At 54.4% G+C, this 20700-nt stretch carries 20 protein-coding genes; 8 read left to right on the forward strand and 12 right to left on the reverse strand.

Annotation, left to right across the window (positions count from 1 at the left end):
* Nucleotides 1-4: 4 nt before the first annotated feature.
* Genes ribE through pgpA form a run of 4 tightly spaced genes read left to right on the forward strand, consistent with a single transcriptional unit; the run spans nucleotide 5 to nucleotide 2417 of the window.
* Entirely contained in the window at nucleotides 5-475 is a 471-nt protein-coding gene (ribE, locus tag JK231_RS03765; protein ID WP_160867938.1) for a 6,7-dimethyl-8-ribityllumazine synthase, read from the forward strand.
* A 19-nt stretch (nucleotides 476-494) separates the two neighbouring features.
* Nucleotides 495-914 carry a transcription antitermination factor NusB gene (nusB, locus tag JK231_RS03770; protein WP_038648596.1) on the forward strand — a complete coding sequence of 140 codons (420 nt, stop codon included), beginning with the start codon at nucleotides 495-497 and terminating at the stop codon, nucleotides 912-914.
* 47 nt (nucleotides 915-961) lie between these two features.
* Nucleotides 962-1939 (forward strand): thiamine-phosphate kinase, encoded by a 978-nt coding sequence (gene thiL / locus JK231_RS03775; protein ID WP_034831036.1) that lies wholly within the window; start codon nucleotides 962-964, stop codon nucleotides 1937-1939.
* On the forward strand, nucleotides 1929-2417 hold the full coding sequence (gene pgpA, locus JK231_RS03780; RefSeq protein ID WP_211728028.1) for a phosphatidylglycerophosphatase A: 489 nt from the start codon (nucleotides 1929-1931) through the stop codon (nucleotides 2415-2417). Before thiL ends, pgpA begins: the two co-directional genes overlap by 11 nt.
* A gap of 149 nt (nucleotides 2418-2566) precedes the next feature.
* Here the strand turns inward: pgpA and JK231_RS03785 are convergent, their stop codons facing one another.
* The 4 genes from JK231_RS03785 to xseB form a co-directional block, all read right to left on the reverse strand.
* Nucleotides 2567-3541: an aldo/keto reductase gene (locus JK231_RS03785; RefSeq protein ID WP_211728029.1), complete on the reverse strand. Its 975-nt coding sequence runs from the start codon at nucleotides 3539-3541 to the stop codon at nucleotides 2567-2569.
* A gap of 62 nt (nucleotides 3542-3603) precedes the next feature.
* Nucleotides 3604-5469, reverse strand: a complete 1866-nt coding sequence (dxs, locus tag JK231_RS03790) for a 1-deoxy-D-xylulose-5-phosphate synthase (protein WP_211728030.1) — start codon at nucleotides 5467-5469, stop codon at nucleotides 3604-3606.
* Between the two features lie 19 nt (nucleotides 5470-5488).
* A complete protein-coding gene (gene ispA / locus JK231_RS03795) occupies nucleotides 5489-6388 on the reverse strand; it encodes a (2E,6E)-farnesyl diphosphate synthase (RefSeq protein WP_034831043.1) in 900 nt (299 codons plus the stop codon).
* Nucleotides 6388-6630 (reverse strand): exodeoxyribonuclease VII small subunit, encoded by a 243-nt coding sequence (gene xseB / locus JK231_RS03800; protein WP_034831045.1) that lies wholly within the window; start codon nucleotides 6628-6630, stop codon nucleotides 6388-6390. Before xseB ends, ispA begins: the two co-directional genes overlap by 1 nt.
* A gap of 233 nt (nucleotides 6631-6863) precedes the next feature.
* On the opposite strand from xseB, the gene thiI reads away from it, so the two are divergent.
* Nucleotides 6864-8312 carry a tRNA uracil 4-sulfurtransferase ThiI gene (thiI, locus tag JK231_RS03805; protein WP_211728031.1) on the forward strand — a complete coding sequence of 483 codons (1449 nt, stop codon included), beginning with the start codon at nucleotides 6864-6866 and terminating at the stop codon, nucleotides 8310-8312.
* 121 nt (nucleotides 8313-8433) lie between these two features.
* On the opposite strand, the gene yajL is transcribed toward thiI, so the two are convergent.
* Together yajL and panE are read right to left on the reverse strand one after the other, a co-directional pair.
* Nucleotides 8434-9045 (reverse strand): protein deglycase YajL, encoded by a 612-nt coding sequence (gene yajL, locus JK231_RS03810; RefSeq protein ID WP_211728032.1) that lies wholly within the window; start codon nucleotides 9043-9045, stop codon nucleotides 8434-8436.
* The gene (panE, locus tag JK231_RS03815; RefSeq protein ID WP_045833921.1) at nucleotides 8999-9919 is read right to left on the reverse strand and encodes a 2-dehydropantoate 2-reductase; all 921 of its coding nucleotides are present in this window, start codon (nucleotides 9917-9919) and stop codon (nucleotides 8999-9001) included. The genes yajL and panE overlap by 47 nt, the downstream gene beginning before the upstream one ends.
* Nucleotides 9920-10044: 125 nt before the next feature.
* On the opposite strand from panE, the gene JK231_RS03820 reads away from it, so the two are divergent.
* Nucleotides 10045-10536 carry a YajQ family cyclic di-GMP-binding protein gene (locus tag JK231_RS03820; RefSeq protein ID WP_034831052.1) on the forward strand — a complete coding sequence of 164 codons (492 nt, stop codon included), beginning with the start codon at nucleotides 10045-10047 and terminating at the stop codon, nucleotides 10534-10536.
* Here JK231_RS03820 and JK231_RS03825 read toward each other — a convergent pair.
* Nucleotides 10533-12305, reverse strand: coding sequence for a sigma-54-dependent Fis family transcriptional regulator (locus JK231_RS03825; RefSeq protein ID WP_211728033.1), 1773 nt, complete (start codon nucleotides 12303-12305; stop codon nucleotides 10533-10535). The two genes, JK231_RS03820 and JK231_RS03825, sit on opposite strands and share 4 nt — an antisense overlap.
* 291 nt (nucleotides 12306-12596) lie before the next feature.
* Between JK231_RS03825 and JK231_RS03830 the strand changes: the two genes are divergently transcribed.
* Nucleotides 12597-14117, forward strand: a complete 1521-nt coding sequence (locus JK231_RS03830; protein ID WP_211728034.1) for an aldehyde dehydrogenase family protein — start codon at nucleotides 12597-12599, stop codon at nucleotides 14115-14117.
* 36 nt (nucleotides 14118-14153) lie between these two features.
* Nucleotides 14154-15188 (forward strand): alcohol dehydrogenase AdhP, encoded by a 1035-nt coding sequence (adhP, locus tag JK231_RS03835; RefSeq protein WP_176505736.1) that lies wholly within the window; start codon nucleotides 14154-14156, stop codon nucleotides 15186-15188.
* Nucleotides 15189-15249: 61 nt separating this feature from the next.
* Here adhP and JK231_RS03840 read toward each other — a convergent pair whose 3' ends face one another.
* From JK231_RS03840 to cyoB, 5 genes are all read right to left on the reverse strand, one after another.
* Nucleotides 15250-16614: an MFS transporter gene (locus JK231_RS03840; protein ID WP_211728035.1), complete on the reverse strand. Its 1365-nt coding sequence runs from the start codon at nucleotides 16612-16614 to the stop codon at nucleotides 15250-15252.
* A 255-nt stretch (nucleotides 16615-16869) separates the two neighbouring features.
* On the reverse strand, nucleotides 16870-17757 hold the full coding sequence (gene cyoE / locus JK231_RS03845; protein ID WP_034828090.1) for a heme o synthase: 888 nt from the start codon (nucleotides 17755-17757) through the stop codon (nucleotides 16870-16872).
* 13 nt (nucleotides 17758-17770) lie between these two features.
* Nucleotides 17771-18100 carry a cytochrome o ubiquinol oxidase subunit IV gene (locus JK231_RS03850; protein ID WP_034828092.1) on the reverse strand — a complete coding sequence of 110 codons (330 nt, stop codon included), beginning with the start codon at nucleotides 18098-18100 and terminating at the stop codon, nucleotides 17771-17773.
* Nucleotides 18100-18714 (reverse strand): cytochrome o ubiquinol oxidase subunit III, encoded by a 615-nt coding sequence (locus tag JK231_RS03855; RefSeq protein ID WP_038648564.1) that lies wholly within the window; start codon nucleotides 18712-18714, stop codon nucleotides 18100-18102. Before JK231_RS03855 ends, JK231_RS03850 begins: the two co-directional genes overlap by 1 nt.
* Entirely contained in the window at nucleotides 18714-20696 is a 1983-nt protein-coding gene (gene cyoB / locus JK231_RS03860; protein ID WP_034828096.1) for a cytochrome o ubiquinol oxidase subunit I, read from the reverse strand. The genes JK231_RS03855 and cyoB overlap by 1 nt, the downstream gene beginning before the upstream one ends.
* Between the last annotated feature and the right edge of the window lie 4 nt (nucleotides 20697-20700).

The raw sequence follows: 20700 nt of genomic DNA on the forward strand, positions 1-20700 counted from the left end.
ATGTATGAAAGTTATCGAAGCTCCTGTTGCCGCGCCTGATGCTCACATTGCCATCGTCATTGCGCGTTTTAACAACTTCATTAATGACAGCCTGCTGGATGGCGCGGTGGATGCGCTGAAGCGTATTGGCCAGGTCAAAGCAGAAAACATCACTGTGGTCTGGGTTCCAGGCGCTTACGAACTGCCTCTGGCAGCGCGCGCACTGGCAAAAGCCGGTAAGCACGATGCAATCGTGGCTCTGGGAACCGTGATCCGTGGCGGCACCGCCCACTTCGAATATGTGGCAGGTGAAGCCAGCTCTGGCATTGCCAACGTGGCGATGACCAGCGAAATTCCGGTGACTTTCGGCGTGTTAACCACCGAAAACATCGAGCAGGCGATTGAACGCGCCGGCACCAAAGCAGGTAATAAAGGCGCCGAAGCGGCCCTGACTGCACTCGAAATGATTAACGTATTGAAAGCCATCAAAGCCTGATTTTTGGAAGGGGAATTTTGTGAAACCTGCTGCTCGTCGTCGCGCCCGTGAGTGCGCTGTCCAGGCGCTTTACTCCTGGCAGCTGTCGAACAACGACATTGCCGATGTGGAATACCAGTTTCTGGCGGAACAAGACGTCAAAGACGTCGATATTAGCTATTTCCGCGAATTGCTGGCCGGTGTGGCGACTAACAGCGCGTACCTGGACGGTCTGATGAAGCCTTACCTGTCACGTCAGCTGGAAGAGCTGGGTCAGGTAGAAAAAGCCATTCTGCGTCTTTCGCTGTATGAGCTGAGCAAACGTTCTGATGTGCCTTATAAAGTGGCCATCAACGAAGGCATCGAACTGGCCAAAGTGTTTGGCGCCGAAGACAGCCACAAGTTTGTCAACGGCGTACTGGATAAAGCAGCCCCACAAATTCGACCCAATAAAAAATAAATGCGAAAGGCCGGTTTACCGGCCTTTTTCTCATTGAGACCTGACTTATGTCCTGTGGTGAATTCGAACTGATCGCACGTTATTTTAACCGCGTTACCAGCTCCCGCCGCGATGTGGAGAAGGGAATTGGTGACGACTGTGCGTTACTGAACGTGCCCGAAAAACAGACGCTGGCCATTAGCACCGATACGTTGGTGGCGGGCGTGCACTTCCTGCGTGATATCCATCCTGCCGATCTGGGTTACAAAGCGCTGGCCGTGAATCTCAGTGATTTGGCGGCAATGGGTGCCGATCCGGCGTGGTTGACGCTGGCGATTACCTTGCCTGAAGTGAATGAAAGCTGGCTGGCCGCATTTAGCGACAGCCTGTTTGAGCTGCTGGATTACTATGATATGCAGCTGATTGGCGGTGATACCACGCGCGGACCGCTGAGCCTGACGTTGGGGATTCACGGTCTGGTGCCGACAGGACGCGCATTAAAGCGTTCGGGTGCCAAACCTGGCGACTGGATCTTTGTCACCGGTACTCTGGGTGACAGCGCGGCTGGCCTGTCGCTGCTACAACATCGTCATCGCCTGAACGATCCGGCTGTCCATGAAGTGTTGATCAAGCGCCATCTGCGCCCGATGCCACGCGTGTTGCAGGGCCAGGCACTGCGCAATCTGGCGACCTCGGCGATTGATATCTCCGATGGTTTGATTGCCGATCTCGGCCATATTCTCACGGCGAGCCGCGTCGGTGCGCGTCTCAATCTGGAAGCGTTGCCGCTGTCCGCTGCGTTGCGCGATCATTTTGAGCCGGAACAGGTGCTGACCTGGGCGTTAAGTGGCGGCGAAGATTACGAGCTGTGCTTTACCGTGCCGGAAGTCAATCGTGGTGCGCTGGACGTGGCGCTGGGTCATCTTGGTGTGCCTTATACCTGCATCGGGCAGATTGCGCCTGAAGCCGACGGGTTGACGCTGCTGGAAAATGGCAAGCCACGTCGTTTTAATCACAAGGGATTTGATCACTTTAATGCGAAGTAAAGATGTAGCGAAAAGCCGCCTGCGCCTGAGCAATCCCTGGCATCTGTTGGCAACCGGTTTTGGCAGTGGCCTGAGCCCGATCATGCCAGGCACCGCCGGTTCGATTGCCGCGATTCCCTTTTGGTGGTTGATGACCTTTCTGCCGTTGCAGATTTACTCTCTGCTGGTGCTGATTGGCATTAGCGTGGGCGTTTATCTCTGCCATCGCACGGCGAAAGACATGGGTGTGCACGACCACGGCAGCATCGTCTGGGATGAGTTTATCGGCATGTGGATTACGCTGATGGCGATCCCAGCGATGAGCTGGCAGTGGGTGCTGGCCGGGTTTGTCATCTTCCGCATCTTCGATATGTGGAAACCCTGGCCGATTCGCTGGTTCGATCAGAACGTGCATGGCGGCATGGGCATTATGGTCGATGACATTATCGCAGGCGTGATATCAGCGGCAATTTTGTATGGATTTGGGCTGGTGCTTTAATTCGGCAGGTGCGCCTAACTCACGTGCCCTCTGTCACAACGCGTACGAAAGATTCAGAGCAAGCTGGTGCCGTTCAGGGGCTGGCAATCCGCAGCGCTAAACGGAATGAGTCTGCCAGGATAGCCCGCAGGACGCGGGCTATTAAATCATTACTCGAATCCTACAACCGGATGCGGTTGATATACCGTCTCCAGCTCGGCGATATCCGTTGAACTCAGCTCCACATCCACTGCTTTAACCAACTCTGCAAACTGCTGCTCGCGCGATGCACCGATAATCGGGGCTGTGACCACCGGTTTATGCAGCAGCCACGCCAGTGCCACCTGTGCACGCGTCACGCCTTTATCGGCGGCAATGGTCGCCAGACGCTCTGCAATCGCCGCATCGTTCTCTTCGGTGCCGGTATAGAGTTTTTCCATCACGTTATCCGATACCGAACGTGCGGTGGTTTCGCCCCATGGACGTGTCAATTTGCCGCGTGCCAGCGGGCTCCACGGCAGCACCGCGATGCCTTCACGTTCACACAGCGGGTGCATTTCGTTTTCTTCCTCGCGCTGAATCAGGTTGTACTGATCCTGCATGCTGACAAAACGCGCCCAGCCATTCTGCTTTTGCAGATCCAGCGCCTGAGCGAACTGCGCAGCATGCATCGAAGAAGCGCCGATGTAGCGCGCTTTACCCGATTTCACCACCTCATTCAGCGCCTCAAGCGTCTCTTCGATCGGCGTGTCGTAATCCCAGCGGTGAATCTGCAGCAGGTCGACATACTCCATGCCGAGACGCGTCAGGCTATCGTCGATGGATTGCAGAATGTTCTTGCGTGACAGTCCCTGAGAAAGGTTGCTGAGCGGGGAATAGACTTTGGTGGCGACAACAACCTGATCGCGCTGGGCGAAATCTTTCAGCGCACGCCCGACAATCTCTTCACTGCTGCCATCGGAGTAGCTGTTGGCGGTGTCGAAAAAGTTAATGCCAGCGTCCAGCGCTTGCTTGATCAGCGGTCGACTGCTCTCTTCGGGCAGGGTCCATGCGTGATTTCCGCGCATCGGATCGCCGTAAGTCATGCAGCCTAAACAGAGACGCGAAACCTGTAAGTCGGTTTGGCCTAAACGAATGGTTTTCATGGGAGCTCCTGCTCTTATGCGTTAGGAATGCCCTAAGCATAGCAGCAGGAGCGGGGAGGGGATTACTGCGCCAGCCAGTCAGTGATTTGCTGCTGAATACCGTCGGCATCCAGCTGATAATCCTGACGAACTTCTTCCTGCGTGCCCTGTGGAATAAATTCATCTGGCAGGCCGAGGTTCAGCACGTGCACACGCAGGCGTTTAGCCATCACGTATTCGTTGACGCCGCTACCGGCTCCGCCTTTGATCGCGCCTTCTTCCAGCGTCACCAGCGAATCATGGCTGGTGGACAGTTCGGCAATCAAGGCTTCATCCAGGGGCTTCACAAAACGCATATCTACCAGCGTGGCGTTCAGCGCTTCAGCGGCAGCCTGTGCTTCAGGCAACAGCGTGCCGAAGTTGAGGATCGCCAGCTTTTCACCACGGCGCTTCACAATGCCTTTGCCCAGCGGCAGGCTGGCCAACGGCTCCAGCGTGGCACCGGTGCCCGTGCCGCGCGGATAGCGCACTGCACTTGGCCCCGCCTGATAGTGATAGCCGGTGTAAAGCATCTGGCGACATTCGTTCTCATCGCTTGGCGTCATGATCACCATTTCGGGCACACAGCGCAGGAAGGCGATATCGAATGCGCCCTGATGCGTTTGCCCATCGGCGCCAACGATGCCGCCGCGATCGATAGCGAACAGCACCGGCAGTTTCTGGATCGCCACATCGTGAATCAGCTGATCGTAAGCGCGCTGCAGGAAGGTGGAGTAAATCGCCACCACCGGCTTGTAACCGCCAATCGCCATACCTGCAGCAAAGGTCACCGCATGCTGTTCAGCAATCGCCACGTCAAAGTACTGTTGCGGATAGTCACGAGAGTAGCTGACCATGCCAGAACCTTCACGCATCGCCGGCGTCACCGCCATTAAACGCGGATCGTCCGCCGCCATTTCGCTCAGCCAGCTACCGAAAATTTTCGAGTAGCTCGGCAGGCCTGGCGCGCTTTTCGGCAGAGAACCGCTGGCCGGATCGAACTTCGGTACCGCATGCCAGGCGATAGGGTCTTGCTCGGCAGGCGCGTAGCCTTTGCCCTTTTTGGTCATGATGTGCAGGAACTGCGGGCCTTTCAGGTCACGCATATTCTTCAGCGTGCTCACCAGCGTCAGCACATCGTGGCCATCAACCGGACCGATGTAATTAAAGCCCAGCTCTTCAAACAGCGTGCCCGGCACCACCATGCCTTTCAGGTGCTCTTCGGTGCGCTTCACCAGCTCTTTGATCGGAGGTAGGCCGCCCAACACACGCTTGCCGCCTTCGCGCAGACGTGAGTAGGTTTTACCGGAGAGAATCTGGGCCAGACGATTGTTGAGTGCGCCAACGTTTTCCGAGATCGACATCTCGTTGTCGTTAAGGATCACCAGCATGTCAGGTTTGATGTCGCCAGCGTGGTTCATGGCTTCGAACGCCATACCTGCGGTGATGGCGCCATCGCCAATAATACAGGCAGTACGACGTCCTTTGCCTTCGCGCTCAGCGGCAACCGCCATGCCCAATCCGGCACTGATCGAGGTCGATGAATGACCGACGCTCAATACGTCGTATTCACTTTCGCCGCGCCACGGGAACGGATGCAGGCCATTTTTCTGGCGGATAGTGCCGATACGATCGCGGCGTCCGGTCAGAATTTTGTGCGGATAGGCCTGATGACCAACGTCCCACACCAGATGGTCAAACGGGGTGTTGTAAACATAATGCAGCGCGACTGTTAGTTCGACGACGCCCAGACCCGAAGCAAAGTGGCCGGAAGACCGGCTCACGCTATCCAGCAGATACTGACGCAGCTCGTCACACAGTACCGGAAGTTTTTCTTTCGGTAGTAAACGTAATTCCTGAACCGTGCTCGCTAATGCCAGTGTCGGGTATTTTGCAATATCAAAACTCATCAGAGACTCATTATGAAAGTTATTTATCGCGTTCAATTATGAAGCTTGCCAGTGCTTGTAATGCGGTGGTGTTGTAGGACTGCGCCGCCAGAATCTCTAACGCGCCCAGTGCTTCCTGATAAAGATCCCACGCTTTACTGCGGGCATTATCCAGTCCCATCAGCGCCGGATAAGTGCTCTTACCCAATGCCTGATCCGCGCCCTGAGTTTTGCCCAGCACCGCGGTATCGCCCACCACATCAAGAATGTCATCCTGCACCTGGAACGCCAGTCCGATGGCGTTGGCGTAGGTATCCAGGACCGGAAGTGCCGCACGGCCACGTTCACCCGCCGTCAATGCGCCAAGACGCACTGCAGCGCGAATCAAAGCGCCAGTTTTATGACGATGAATCTGCTCGAGCTGGGCGAGGTCAATGTGCTTGCCTTCTGCGGCGAGATCCAGCGCCTGGCCACCGCACATGCCTGCCACACCGCTGGCCTGAGCCAGTTCGGAGATCATCGCAATGCGATCTTGCGGGCTGACGCCGGGCATCGGCTCATCGGCCAGAATCGAAAACGCCAGGGTTTGCAACGCATCACCAGCGAGAATTGCTGTATCTTCACCATATTTTATATGGCAGGTTGGCTGTCCGCGACGTAACGCATCGTCATCCATCGCGGGCAGATCATCATGAATCAGAGAGTAAGCATGAATGCACTCAACGGCAGCGGCCGGGGCATCCAGGCTGGCCGCATCGGCCTTTAACATCTCGCCCGTGGCGTAAACCAAAAATGGACGCAGACGCTTACCGCCTAATAGTGCCCCATATTGCATGGATTGCACCAGAGGAGAACTCTGAAAAGGAAGTGGATCTATTAAGCGTGTCAACGCCAGATTGACGCGTTCGTGATACGCGTTGAGTAATTTGGCGAAATCCATCAGTCATTTTCCGGCGTGAACGGCGCGAGCGCGGCATCTTTGTCATCGCTGAGCAGGATCTGCACGCGCTGTTCAGCCTGCTGCAGGGTTTGCTGACCGGTGCGTGCCAGCTGTACGCCGCGTTCAAATTCGTTCAGTGCTTCTTCCAGCGGCAGTTCACCACTTTCCAGACGGCTGACGATTTGTTCCAGCTGCTGTAATGCGCTTTCAAAACTGGCTGGCGCTTCGGCTTTTTTCGGCATAATCAGTGTCGACTCACAGGTTAGGAATCATCTTGCAATCGGTCATGGTAGCCGACGAGGATTAATTAGCAAAATAATGAATGTGATTGCGGTTGCAGAAGCGGTCATCTGACAAAGGTGGTATACTTTTGCGCCTCGGATGCGGGCGCCTCTGCGTTACCCGTAATTATATGATTTTACCAGTTAAGTGCCGATGGTTTTAGCACTTATTTGCCCAACGAAGCTGTGTCGCCATGAAGTTTATCATTAAGCTCTTCCCTGAAATCACCATCAAAAGTCAGTCGGTGCGTTTGCGCTTTATCAAGATCCTGACCGGTAACATCCGCAATACCCTGCGTACTGTCGACGACGAAATCGCCGTGGTGCGCCACTGGGACCATATTGAAGTGCGCGCTAAGAAAGAAGCGCTGCGTACCGTCGTTATTGATGAACTGACGCGCATCCCCGGTATTCACCATGTACTGGAGGTTGAGGATCAGCCTTACACCGATATGCACGATATCTTCGAGCAGACGCTGGCACTGAATCGCGAACGTCTGGAAGGGAAAAGTTTCTGCGTGCGCGTGAAGCGTCGTGGCAAACACAGCTTCAGCTCGATTGAGGTTGAGCGTTACGTGGGTGGCGGTCTCAATCAGCACATTGAGACTGCACGCGTGCAGTTGAAAAATCCCGATGTGACGGTCAATCTCGAGATCGAAGACGATCGTCTGCTGCTGATCACCGGCCGTTATGAAGGGCTGGGTGGTTTCCCCATCGGGACACAAGAAGATGTGCTGTCACTGATTTCAGGTGGCTTCGACTCCGGCGTTTCCAGCTATATGCTGATGCGTCGTGGTTGCCGCGTGCACTACTGCTTCTTCAATCTCGGCGGTGCCGCGCATGAAATCGGCGTGCGTCAGGTCGCGCATTATCTGTGGCAGCGTTATGGTCGTTCGCATCGCGTGCGCTTCGTGGCGATCAACTTCGAGCCGGTGGTGGGCGAGATCTTAGAGAAAGTGGACGACGGCCAGATGGGCGTGGTGCTGAAACGCATGATGGTGCGTGCGGCATCGATGGTCGCTGAGCGTTACGGCGTGCAGGCGCTGGTGACCGGTGAAGCGCTGGGCCAGGTATCGAGCCAGACACTGACCAACCTGCGTCTGATTGATAACGCCTCGGATACCCTGATCCTGCGTCCACTGATCTCGCATGATAAAGAGCACATCATCGATTTGGCGCGCCATATCGGCACCGAAGATTTCGCCAAAACCATGCCGGAATACTGCGGTGTGATTTCGAAAAGCCCAACGGTGAAAGCGGTGAAGGCGAAGATCGAAGCGGAAGAGCAAAACTTCGATTTCGAGATCCTCAATCGCATGGTGCAGGAAGCCAGCAACGTCGATATCCGCGAGATTGCGGAGAAGGCACAGGAAGAAGTGGTGGAAGTGGAGACGGTGGTCTCGTTCACCGCAGAGGATGTGGTGCTGGATATCCGTTCTGTGGATGAGCAAGAGGCATCACCGCTGGCGCTGGAAGGCGTGGATGTGAAATCTCTGCCGTTCTACAAATTGAGCACACAGTTCGGCGATTTGGATCAGAACAAAACCTGGCTGCTGTATTGCGATCGCGGCGTGATGAGCCGTTTACAGGCGTTGTATCTGCATGAGCAAGGCTTTAAAAACGTGAAGGTCTATCGTCCGTAACGGTGATAACCTGGTAACGGCGTGATTCATCGCGCGTGTCACACTCGGCACCTTGCCACTGTGACATGCGCAATACATTGCGCCGCTACCGTTAAGTGCTTTTTACTGCATTACAATGCGGTTATTCACGCTCTTCAAATTCCTGATAGTTATAAATCCCCGCCGCTAATACCAACTGTGACGCCACTTCACGCGCTTTCTCTTTATCCACCAGCAGATCAATCAGCTTCAGTGCAAAATCAATCGAAGTGCCTGGACCCTGGCTGGATAGCAGGTTGACGCGCGGATCCCATACCACACGGCGATCCATCCAGTGTTTGTCAGGGATGGTGTCGCGCAAGCCAGGAAAGCCGGTCATATTGCCTACCGGGAACAGATCGTGCGGAATCAGCACCGTGCCAGGTGCGGCACAAATCGCGGCAACGATTTTCCTTGCCAGATGAAACTGGCGTACGGTTTCCACCAGCAGTGGGCTGTCACGGAAGGTCTCTGCGCCCTTGAGGCCGCCGGGCAGCACCACGGCGTCATAATCGTTATCCGCCACCTCAACCAGTGGCGCATCGGCCAGCAGGCGCACGCCGCGTGAGCAGACGATCTCGCGCGTGCCATCGCTTTCGACACTGGCGGTGGTGACGCTTAAGCCCGCGCGGACCAGCAGGTCGATAGTGGTGACAGCTTCAATCTCTTCACTGCCATGTGCCAGGCAAACCAGAACCGATGCGGTCGCGCTCATATTGGGACTCCTTGCGTTTAATCAGATCGTACAAACGGGTGTTCTCCGGCAGCGCAATGCCCTGCGCGCGAGCGCGGCGCAGCAGGTAGCCGGTGATGTAGTCAATTTCTGTCAGGCGCTGGGCGCGCACATCCTGCAACATTGAGGAGGTATTCGCTGCGGTGCTGTCGATGACGTCATAAATGATGTCGCGCAGGTTATCGACCGCAATGTGCTGGCCTTCACGCTCCATCACCCAGGCAATCTCTTCACACAGCGTGGCAATCTGCTGCGGCCAGGCACGCAGGGCACCGTTCTGGCAATCGTGTTCAACGGTAAGCGGATTAATCACGCAGTTCACCGCCAGTTTGCGCCAGCTGGCAGAAGCAATGTTGTCATGCCAGGCCACGTCCGGCAGCGCCTGATGCAGGATATCGGCGATATCGCTCATCGCGGCACTTTCACGTCCGGTGGGACCGATATGTGTGATGCCCTGCGCAACGTGTTTGATCACCGTGCCATCGCGCATCGCCGCGTGGGTGGTAATGCCGCGCAGCAGCGGTTGCTGCAACTCCTTCAGCTCTTCCAGCGTGCCCATGCCATTGTGCAATAACAAAATGGCAGCATGAGCAGGCAGGATGCTTTGCAGGTTTTTGACCGCCGGGGAAACCTGTGGCGCTTTAAGTGTCACCAGCAACAACTGGCTTTCGGCAAGAAACAGCGGATCGTTGGCGATAAACGTGTGATTGCTGACTTGTCCTTGCGGATCAATTACGTTCACCGAGCAATAGGGCTGCGGCACGCGCAACCAGCCCTGAACCTCATGTCCCTGACGTGCGAGCGCGGCGAGCCAAATTTGACCCAGGGCGCCACAACCCAACACGGTAATTTTCATTTTGCCTCCCGCTGACGGGTTCTCAATTTCACGACATCGTTAAGTATAGCTTTCCGCGTATCGTGTTTAATTAGCGCCATAAGACGCGTATTATGCATGTCACTTTAGTATCAGGAGAAGAAAAGATGCCATCTTTCGATATCGTTTCCGAAGTCGAACTGCCGGAAGTGCGTAATGCGGTGGAGAATGCCAGCCGTGAAATCTCAACCCGTTTCGATTTCCGCAACGTGAGCGCCAGCATTGAGCTTAACGAAAAGAATGAGACCATCAAAATCACCAGCGAATCTGATTTCCAGGTTAAACAGCTGGTGGATATTTTGCGTGAAAAGCTGCTGAAACGCGGCATTGAAGGCGCAGCGATTGAAGTGCCAGAAGAGATCATTCACAGCGGTAAAAGCTGGAGCGTAGAAGCCAAGCTGAAAAAGGGTATCGAAAGCGATATCGCTAAAAAGCTGGTGAAGCTGATTAAAGACAGCAAGCTGAAAGTGCAAACGCAGATTCAGGGTGAAGAGCTGCGCGTGACCGGTAAATCACGCGACGATTTGCAGGGTGCAATGGCGCTGGTGCGCGGTGGCAACCTTGGTCAGCCCTTCCAGTTCAAGAACTTCCGCGACTAATCGCGTTTGTCGCGTGCGGCACGACGATAGAGCGTGCTGCGCGCGACACCTAATGCCTCCGCCGTTTTACTGATATTGCCATTGAAGCGTTGGAGCGTTTCGCTAATCAGCCGCTCATCATGGCTCTGCTTATCTTCCGCTGGCACCGCCTCTGCTCGACGATATTCGGCTGGCAAATGCACATCAGTGACTTCTTCCCCTTCGTCCGCCAACGCCAGCAGCACGCGCAACAGACTGCGTAATTGCCGCACGTTGCCCGGCCATGGCAATTGTGCCAGCGATGCCAGCAAGGCGGGAGAAAGCTGGATATCGCGATCTGCGCCGCCCAGCTCAATCCACAACCGACCAATAAAGTCTTCGATATCTGGCCAGGCACGCAACGGCGGGATGGTCATGGAAAATTCCTGCAAGCGATAGAGAAGATCCTCGCGGAACTCGCCCTCGGCCACACGCTGCGCCAAATCACGGTGCGTGGCGCAGATCACGGCAAAATTCACCGGCCAGCTGCGACTGGAACCGAGCGGCGCGACCTCTTTTTCTTGCAGCACGCGCAGCAAACGGGTTTGTAGCGCCAGCGGCATATCTCCAATTTCATCAAGAAACAGCACGCCACTATCCGCCTCGCGGATTTTACCGATGTAGCCATTTTTGCTGGCTCCGGTAAAGGCACCAGGCTGATAACCAAATAGCTCGGATTCAATCAACGCTTCCGGAATGGCAGCACAGTTGATGGCGACAAACTTCCCATCACGCCAGCGACTCTGCTGATGCAGCGCACGGCTGACATACTCTTTACCGCTGCCGGTTTCACCGTGAATGCACAACGACACACCGGCATTCATCAGACGCACCATTTTCTCGCCATCGCGACCCAGTGAGAAGGGAAGATCCACGCTGGGTTCACTTGGCGTAGCAAAGTGGGTGCGGTGCGGAGCGCGCAGGCGGAAGTAGTAGCGCTGTTGTGCAAAATGCATCGGTAAAGGAATGGTGTTGGCCTGCTGTTCGAGCTGATCAAACAGCTGCTGGAATGTCAGGGTGCCCAACTGCCCGGTGGTGAGATTGAGTTCACGCATCGCCAGGCGGTTTGCGGCGGTGAGCACATTATCGGAGAACACCAGCAGCAACTCATCACTGGTATCAATGCCGTGCGGCTCAACGTGCAGGCTCATCAACCATTGTTGGGGATGCAGGCTTTGCTTAACCCACAAATACTCGATCTGTTTAGCGGCGGCTTTGACCCACTGAAACGTTTGCGGATGCGGGAAGTGCGCTGGGCCAGAGATATCCAGCACGCCCGCAATCTGACCGTTGGGCATTTGCAACGGCATGGCGGCGCAGTAGAGCCCCTGATTCAAGGTGAGAAAATGTTGCTGGCCTTCAATTTCACAGCCATCGTCAATCGCTAGCGCGGTGCCAATCGCATTGGTGCCGCGCCCGCATTCGCTCCACAAATTGCCAGGGGCGAGGGCGAATCGCTGCGCTTTCTCCATCGATTGCATGTCGCCAAAGGTGTTCAGTACCAAACCGGTGGCATCAGAAAGGATTACCACAGATTGTTTTTCCGCCAGTTTCTGCGCCAGCTGTTTGATCACCGGTTGGGCAAATTGTTGCAGCCCGGCATTACTGGCCAGCACATCAGCCAGCTCACCCTGGCGGACGCGAGGAAAATCATCGGCGGTGCGGTCGAGACCATACAGCTGGCTACGAAACCAGGAGTCGCTTAACAGCGGGTTGGTATTAACGGCAGACGCGGCTGAATTTCCCTGCATTGGTAACCTCATGCCTAAGCGAAAGTGTTGCAGCATTGTAGCGGCTTGGTTTCTGCGGTGTTGCGATACGCAACACAGATGAAGATTTTGGTGGCAGAACCCGTGCGTTTAAAAGGGATATTTGTTTTATAAATCGATGATAGATAAAACGATTTTTCGAAAATTCGCAAGCTGAAAAAAACTGGCACGCCCGCTGCAATAGGTATGTACGGCAGCGGGCTGTTCAATCTGTTGACCCACAGGTTGCCGCTGCCAGTTAACAATAAACGACCCTACACGAAGGAGTTTGCGATGCGTTATGCACATCCCGGCACGCCCGGCGCTTTGGTCACTTTTAAAGCGACCTACGGCAATTTTATTGCGGGCAAATTCACAGAGCCGCTCAGCGGCCAGTATTTTACGAACACCTCGCCTGTTGATGGCAGCGATATTGCGCAGTTTCCGCGTTCTGACGCGCGGGATATCGATTTAGCACTGGACGCTGCTCATCAGGCCGCTGACGCCTGGGGAAAAACCAGCGTGCAACATCGGGCCAATCTGCTGCTGCAGGTGGCCGACTGCATTGAACAAAACCTCGAAATGTTGTCTGTGGCGGAGAGCTGGGACAACGGCAAGCCGATCCGTGAAACCCTCAACGCCGATCTACCGCTGGCGGTGGATCACTTCCGCTACTTCGCCGGTTGTCTGCGTGCGCAGGAAGGCAGCACCGCTGAGATTGATGAAACCACCGTTGCCTATCACTTCCATGAACCGCTGGGCGTGGTCGGGCAGATCATCCCGTGGAACTTCCCGCTGTTAATGGCGGCATGGAAACTGGCTCCGGCGCTGGCGGCGGGTAACTGCGTGGTGCTGAAACCGGCTGAGCAAACCCCGCTGGCAATCACCTTGCTGATGGAGCTGATCGGCGATCTGTTCCCGGCCGGCGTGCTTAACGTGGTGCAGGGCTTTGGCCGTGAAGCCGGTGAAGCGCTGGCCACCAGCAAACGTATCGCCAAAATCGCGTTCACCGGTTCTACGCCAGTGGGCCGTCATATTATGGCGTGCGCGGCTGAAAACATCATTCCGTGTACCGTTGAGCTGGGCGGCAAGTCGCCGAACATCTACTTTGCCGATGTGATGGAGGGTGAATCGGACTTTATCGAAAAAGCGGTGGAAGGGCTGGTGCTCGGTTTCTTCAACCAGGGCGAGGTCTGTACTTGTCCATCACGTGCGTTGATCCATGAATCGATCTATGAGCCGTTTATGGCGCGGGTGATGGAGAAAGTGGCGAATATCCGCCGGGGCGATCCGCTGGATACCGACACCATGATCGGTGCTCAGGCTTCCCGCCAGCAATTCGACAAAATCCTGTCTTACATCAACATCGCGCGCGACGAAGGGGGGCAAATTCTAACCGGAGGCGATCGCGCCAGCGTCGCTGCCGAACTGGATAACGGATTCTATATCCAGCCAACCCTGATTAAAGGCACCAACCAGATGCGGTGTTTCCAGGAAGAGATTTTTGGGCCGGTTATCGGCATCACCACCTTTAAAGATGAAGCGGAAGCCTTGTCGATTGCCAACGAAACCCAGTTTGGTCTCGGGGCGGGCGTGTGGACGCGTGATACCAATCTGGCGTATCGCATGGGACGTGGCATCAAAGCCGGTCGTGTCTGGACCAACTGCTATCACATCTATCCCGCACACGCGGCTTTCGGTGGCTACAAGCAATCGGGCGTGGGACGCGAGACGCACAAGATGGCGCTTAGCGCCTACCAACAAACCAAAAATCTGCTGGTCAGCTATAGCACCGCCCCTTTGGGCCTGTTCTGAGTCTGCATTCGATCAAATGGAGAGTGAAAGATGAATATGCAAATCAAAACCACCATGAAAGCCGCCGTTGTTAAAGCCTTTGGTGAACCGTTAGTGATTGAGCAGGTGCCAGTACCGCAAGTGGGACCGGGCCAGATTCTGGTGAAAATCGCGGCGACTGGGGTGTGCCATACCGACTTACATGCCGCCGAAGGCGACTGGCCGATTAAACCCAATCCCCCGTTTATTCCTGGCCACGAAGGCGTAGGGCAGGTAGTGGCGCTCGGTGAAGGTGTGAAGCATTTAAAACTGGGCGATCGTGTGGGCGTGCCGTGGCTCTATTCCGCATGTGGCCACTGCGAGCACTGTCTGGATAGTTGGGAAACCCTGTGCCTGTCACAGCAGAATGCCGGTTATTCGGTGAACGGCAGTTTCGCAGAATATTGCCTCGCGGATGCGAACTATGTCGGCATCATCCCGGAAAACATCGATTACAACGAAATCGCACCAATTCTGTGTGCCGGTGTGACGGTGTACAAAGGCCTGAAAATGACCGATACCAAGCCAGGCGATTGGGTAGTGGTGTCCGGTATTGGAGGTTTAGGTCATATGGCGGTGCAGTACGCGGTGGCGATGGGACTGAATGTGGCTGCGGTTGATATCGACGATGAGAAGCTGGCGTTTGCTAAGCGGCTTGGTGCCAGTGTGGTAGCGAATGCGAAGAACGTCGATCCCGCAAAAGTGTTCCAGGAAAGTTTTGGCGGCGCGCATGGTGTGCTGGTTACGGCCGTATCACCTAAAGCGTTTGAGCAGGCGATTGGCACCATGCGCCGTGGCGGCACCATGGTGCTGAACGGTCTGCCACCGGGCAAATTTGATTTGTCGATTTTCGATATGGTGCTGGACGGGATTACGGTGCGCGGTTCAATTGTGGGCACGCGTAAAGATCTCCAGGAAGCGTTGGATTTCGCCGGTCGTCACAAAGTGAAAGCCAACGTGGCGGTTGAACCGTTGACCAACATTAACGACATTTTTGCGCGTATGCATGCGGGAAAAATTGAAGGGCGTATCGTGGTGGATATGTCGCTTTAATTAGCGTGATGGTTTGTGGCGGAGCGGTTAATCGCGCCGCCACAGAGTGTGTGACTACTAACTAACAGCTGGCGAGCAGCGCTTCGATTTCGACGCGGCTCGTCACTTTACTGTCGATCTTGATGTAAGCACTTTTCTCTTCCGGCACGATAAATACTGAAGAGACACCCGGCTGCGCTTTTAAACGCTTCTCAAGGTTAGGCACCGCTAATACGGCATCACTGAGTACCATGCGCAGGCTGCTGACGTAAGGTGGCTCCTGCATCGACATCGCCACAAACAGCCAGGCTGCCGCGACAATCGCACCCACCAGAAACACCGTCTGCGCATCAAAGTGACCGAAGATCCAACCGCCCATGCTGCCGCCAATCGCCACGCCAATGAACTGGCTGGTGGAGTAAATGCCCATCGCTGTACCTTTGTAGCCCGGCGGTGATTCTTTACTGATCAGCGAAGGCAGAATGGCTTCCATCAGGTTGAAGGCGAGGAAGAATAGCTGCACGCCAATCACCAGCGTCCAGAAATGACCAGCCGCACCCCACAGTACGATTTCCGCGATAATGATCAGTGCCACGCAGGTAACAAAAACGCGCTTCATGCGGCGTTTCACTTCGGCATAGATGATGAAAGGCACCACCAGAACGAAAGCGACCAGCATGGTGACCAGATAGACTTTCCAGTGTTCAGATGCCGGGAAGCCCGCTTGTTCAAACTGGCCTGGCAAAGCCACAAAACTCGACATCAGCAGGATATGCAGGCAAAGAATACCGATGTTTAATTTCAGGAGTTTAGGGTTGGCTAACACTTCACGAATGCTGGCTTTTACCATGCCGGATTCACGATTCAGCACGTGATTCGGTGCGCTCGGCACCACCAATAGCGTGATAACAATGCCCAGCGAGGCCAGAATAGCGATCATCCAGAACAGTGCATGCAAACCCAGAGCATGGGTGACAATTGGGCCTACCACCATCGCAATAGCAAAGGTCGCACCGAAACTGATGCCAATAAACGCCATTGCTTTAGTGCGGTTTTGTTCGCGAGTGAGATCTGAGAGTAGCGCCATCACGGCAGCGGCAATTGCGCCAGAGCCTTGTAAAGCACGACCCAGGATCACGCCCCAGATTGAGGTGGTCATCGCTGCGATAATACTGCCCAGCACGAACACTAACAGCCCGCCAACAATGAGCGGTTTGCGACCGACGCGATCGGACAGCAGACCAAACGGAATCTGGAATACGGCTTGCGCCAGACCATAGATGCCAATTGCCAGACCAATTAAGGTTTCACTGGCTCCCTGCAACGCCATACCGTACGTGGTGAGTACCGGCAGGACCATAAACATTCCCAGCATGCGCAGGGAAAAAACTGTGCCTAAACCCCATGTAGCCCGAAGCTCTACTGGCGTCATTTTATTGTCGTTCATTCCAACCTCTGTAAGTTTATGCCCTTTATACTTCAAGCCGCAGATGCGTTGGCTGCGCACGTTCACCCAGGTCACTTACTTTAGTCAGCTCCCAGGGATTCATGCACTTGCCGCCTTCCTGCATCTCGAATTATTCCGGGCATTTAGCTCTCATTTTAGGGAGCAGGGCAGGGCGGGTAAAACAATTGTTGTTAAGCAGTGGTAACAAAAGAAAGGGCGCGAAATTCGCGCCCTTTCTGGTGTTGCGGAGCTGTATTACCAGACGTAAGTCAGCAGGTCTTTAGAGGCCGGCGTCATAAAATCAACCGACATCATCACGCTCAATGCTGTGATAGCGACAATCGAGAACACAAACAGTTTACGCGCCCAAACTTTATCGTTTGAGGTTTTGTAACCTGAAAGCGCCATGCCCAACCACCACACACTCACTGCCGCGGCGACCACCAGATACTTGTAACCCGCGTAACCGCCGAGTGTCAGCATCAGCGTAGCAATCATGAACGCCAGGATGTATAGCGTAATATGATTTTTGGCTACCGAGATACCTTTCACGACAGGCAGAACCGGGATGTTAGCCGCCTGATAATCTTTGAAGCGGAAAATCGCAATCGCGTACGAGTGCGGCATCTGCCACAGGCTAAAGATAGCCAATAAGATCAGGGCGCCAGCATCAAACTGGTTGGTCACTGCGCAGTAGCCAATCACTGGCGGTGCTGCACCAGAGAGGCTACCGATCAGCGTGCCATACACGGAGTTGCGTTTCATATACAGGCTATAAATGCCCACATAGACAACGAAGCCCATCACCGCCAGCCACATGGCCAGCGGGTTAGCGCCGAAATACAGCAACGCAAAGCCAGCAATACCCAATGCGGTTGCATAAACCAGGCTTACTTTCGCCGAAATCAGGCCTTTGACCAGAACACGGTTCCGCGTTCTCTCCATTTTGATATCGATATCGCGGTCAATCACGTTGTTGAATACACAACCCGATGCGACAACCAGCGAAACGCCCACCAGTGAATAGAGAAACAGGGGGTAATCAATGCTGCCTTTCGAAGCCAGCAAGAATCCACCGATCACAGAAATTAAGTTGCCGAAAATAATTCCTGGTTTTGTTACTTGCAGGTATTGCTTAATCATTACGTGTGACTCTTTAGTCGGCCATCATGTTGTAGTTGAGGTTCCACATGATCCACAGTGAGCCGACAACAACAATCAGAATGATGAGTGCTGAGAAGACTATCGCCACCATGTTCCAGCCACCCTCTGACTTGCTGTCTAAGTGCAGGAAGTAGACCAGGTGCACTAACACCTGAACCACCGCACACACCAGAACCACACCCAGAATCGTGCCGTGTGATGCGCCGCCATCCATTACCATCCAGAACGGAATACCGGTCAGGATGATAGAGAGGATGAAGCCGATCATGTAAGACTTCACGCTACCGTGAGAAGCGCCATGTTCGTTAACTGAATGACTCATTACATGGCTCCCATCAGATAGACAACGGTGAATACGCAGATCCAAACCACATCCAGGAAGTGCCAGAACAAGCTCAGGCACATGATGCGGGTGCGGTTGGTTGCAGTCAGACCACGTTTAGAAATCTGGAACATCATCACTGCCATCCAGATCAGGCCTGAGGTCACGTGCAGACCGTGGGTACCGACCAGCGTAAAGAACGCGGACAGGAAACCACTGCGGTCAGGACCGAAGCCTTCCAGGATCAGATGATGGAATTCATAGATTTCCATGCCGATGAATCCAGCACCAAACAGGAAGGTCAGAGCCAACCAGCTGATGACTGAACCCTTGTTCTGGTTGTTCATCGCGATCACTGCCATTCCATAAGTAATGGAGCTGAGCAGCAGTAGCGCGGTTTCAACCAGCACAAACGGCAGTTCAAAGATGTCTTTACCTGCCGGACCACCGGCAGTGTTATTGACCATAACTGCATAGGTCGCAAACAGGGTTGCGAAGATAATGCAGTCACTCATCAGGTAGATCCAGAAGCCAAAGACTTTATTGGCTCCTGCATCGTGATGCCCATGCTCCGCATGGGCGTCGTGGTGGTGTTTTGCAGTTTCAGTTGACATTATTTCAGACCTGCTTTGCTGATTTCGTCAAAGTGCTTCTTCTCGATCTGCTCGACTTCAGCAACCGGAACGTAGTAATCCACGTCTTCATCGAAGCTCTTCACAATCCAGGTCACAATTGTGGCCAGGAAGGTAAGGCCAGCCAGCCACCAGATGTGCCAGATCATCGCGAAACCAAACACAGTCATGAAGGCTGCGATAATCAGGGCTGCGCCGCTGTTTTTCGGCATATGAATTTCTTCATATTTTTCTGGTTGCTTATAGGCTTCGCCTTTCTCTTTCATTTCCCAGAACGCATCGCGCTCGTGGATTTCAGGGATAACAGCAAAGTTATAGAACGGAGGCGGTGAAGAGGTTGCCCACTCCAGCGTACGACCACCCCACGGGTCACCGGTCAGATCGCGGTTCTGGTCGCGGTCACGCACAGAAACGTAGAACTGAGTCAGCTGGCACAGGATACCGCATGCAATCAGTGCCGCACCGCCTGCTGCAACAACCAGCAGTGAGTGGAACTGAGGATCGATGTCTTGGCTGATACGACGGGTCATACCCATGAAGCCCAGTGCGTACAGCGGCATGAAGGCAACGAAGAAACCAATGATCCAGAACCAGAATGCACGGATACCCCATTTTTCGTTCAGGGTGAAGCCGAATGCTTTCGGGAACCAGTAGGTCACGCCAGCCATACAACCGAACACCACACCACCGATAATCACGTTATGGAAGTGTGCAATCAGGAACAAGCTGTTATGCAGAATGAAGTCCGCACCTGGAACGGCCAGCAGAACACCGGTCATACCACCAATAGAGAAGGTGACCAGGAAGCCGATTGTCCACAGCATCGCTGAGTGGAACTCAACGCGACCCTGATACATGGTGAACAGCCAGTTGAAGATTTTCACGCCGGTCGGAATGGCGATGATCATCGTCATAATACCGAAGAAGGCGTTAACGTTGGCGCCGGCACCCATGGTGAAGAAGTGGTGCAGCCAAACGATGAACGACAGAACGGTAATTGCGATGGTCGCCCACACCAGAGAGGTATAACCGAACAGACGCTTTTTGGAGAAGGTTGCAGTGACTTCCGCGAACACACCGAATACCGGCAGAACGAGGATGTATACTTCCGGGTGACCCCAGACCCAAATCAGGTTGACGTACATCATCATGTTACCGCCCATTTCATTGGTGAAGAAATGGAAGCCGAGGTAACGGTCAAGCGTCAACAGTGCCAGCGTGACGGTCAGAACCGGGAACGCAGCGATGATCAGGACGTTGGTACACAGTGATGCCCAGGTGAATACAGGCATCTTGAACAGGTCCATACCCGGTGCACGCATCTTCAGAATGGTCACGAAGAAGTTGATACCGGTCAGTGTCGTACCGATACCGGATAGCTGGAGACTCCAGATCCAATAATCGACCCCGACGCCAGGACTGTATTCCGCGCCCGAAAGCGGTGGATAAGCCAACCAGCCAGTCTGTGCGAACTCGCCCACACCCAGAGAAATGTTCACCAGGATCACACCGATCGCAGTAAACCAGAAGCTCAGGTTGTTCAGGAACGGGAAGGCAACGTCACGTGCACCGATTTGCAGCGGTACCGCGATGTTCATCAGACCTACCACGAAAGGCATCGCCACGAAGAAGATCATGATCACGCCGTGCGCGGTGAAGATCTGGTCGTAGTGGTGCGGTGGTAATATGCCGGCTTCGCCTGCGGAAGCCATCACTTGTTGGGTACGCATCATTACTGCATCGGCAAAGCCGCGCAGCAGCATGACGAAAGCCATGATGATGTACATGATACCCAGTTTTTTGTGGTCAATGGAGGTGAACCATTCTGACCACAGGTATTGCCACTTACCAAAATAAGTAATCGCGGCAACCAGTGCCAGACCACCTAAGATGATTGCGGCTACCGTTACCACGATAATGGGTTCGTGGTATGGCACTGCATCCAGTGTTAATTTTCCGAACATCGTA

The sequence above is a fragment of the Pantoea sp. JGM49 genome, assembly GCF_018257655.1.
GTDB lineage: Bacteria > Pseudomonadota > Gammaproteobacteria > Enterobacterales > Enterobacteriaceae > Pantoea > Pantoea communis.

Excerpts from the sequence above, each read along its gene's own strand:
- JK231_RS03830 (WP_211728034.1), top strand. The coding sequence starts at position 12,597 with ATGCGTTATGCACATCCCGGCACGCCCGGCGCTTTGGTCACTTTTAAA.
- JK231_RS03850 (WP_034828092.1), bottom strand. The coding sequence starts at position 18,100 with ATGAGTCATTCAGTTAACGAACATGGCGCTTCTCACGGTAGCGTGAAG.
- yajL (WP_211728032.1), bottom strand. The coding sequence starts at position 9,045 with ATGAGCGCGACCGCATCGGTTCTGGTTTGCCTGGCACATGGCAGTGAA.
- ribE (WP_160867938.1), top strand. The coding sequence starts at position 5 with ATGAAAGTTATCGAAGCTCCTGTTGCCGCGCCTGATGCTCACATTGCC.
- adhP (WP_176505736.1), top strand. The coding sequence starts at position 14,154 with ATGCAAATCAAAACCACCATGAAAGCCGCCGTTGTTAAAGCCTTTGGT.
- JK231_RS03840 (WP_211728035.1), bottom strand. The coding sequence starts at position 16,614 with ATGAACGACAATAAAATGACGCCAGTAGAGCTTCGGGCTACATGGGGT.
- JK231_RS03825 (WP_211728033.1), bottom strand. The coding sequence starts at position 12,305 with ATGCAGGGAAATTCAGCCGCGTCTGCCGTTAATACCAACCCGCTGTTA.
- JK231_RS03820 (WP_034831052.1), top strand. The coding sequence starts at position 10,045 with ATGCCATCTTTCGATATCGTTTCCGAAGTCGAACTGCCGGAAGTGCGT.
- JK231_RS03785 (WP_211728029.1), bottom strand. The coding sequence starts at position 3,541 with ATGAAAACCATTCGTTTAGGCCAAACCGACTTACAGGTTTCGCGTCTC.
- ispA (WP_034831043.1), bottom strand. The coding sequence starts at position 6,388 with ATGGATTTCGCCAAATTACTCAACGCGTATCACGAACGCGTCAATCTG.
- panE (WP_045833921.1), bottom strand. The coding sequence starts at position 9,919 with ATGAAAATTACCGTGTTGGGTTGTGGCGCCCTGGGTCAAATTTGGCTC.
- cyoB (WP_034828096.1), bottom strand. The coding sequence starts at position 20,696 with ATGTTCGGAAAATTAACACTGGATGCAGTGCCATACCACGAACCCATT.
- JK231_RS03855 (WP_038648564.1), bottom strand. The coding sequence starts at position 18,714 with ATGTCAACTGAAACTGCAAAACACCACCACGACGCCCATGCGGAGCAT.
- pgpA (WP_211728028.1), top strand. The coding sequence starts at position 1,929 with ATGCGAAGTAAAGATGTAGCGAAAAGCCGCCTGCGCCTGAGCAATCCC.
- xseB (WP_034831045.1), bottom strand. The coding sequence starts at position 6,630 with ATGCCGAAAAAAGCCGAAGCGCCAGCCAGTTTTGAAAGCGCATTACAG.
- thiI (WP_211728031.1), top strand. The coding sequence starts at position 6,864 with ATGAAGTTTATCATTAAGCTCTTCCCTGAAATCACCATCAAAAGTCAG.
- thiL (WP_034831036.1), top strand. The coding sequence starts at position 962 with ATGTCCTGTGGTGAATTCGAACTGATCGCACGTTATTTTAACCGCGTT.
- cyoE (WP_034828090.1), bottom strand. The coding sequence starts at position 17,757 with ATGATTAAGCAATACCTGCAAGTAACAAAACCAGGAATTATTTTCGGC.
- dxs (WP_211728030.1), bottom strand. The coding sequence starts at position 5,469 with ATGAGTTTTGATATTGCAAAATACCCGACACTGGCATTAGCGAGCACG.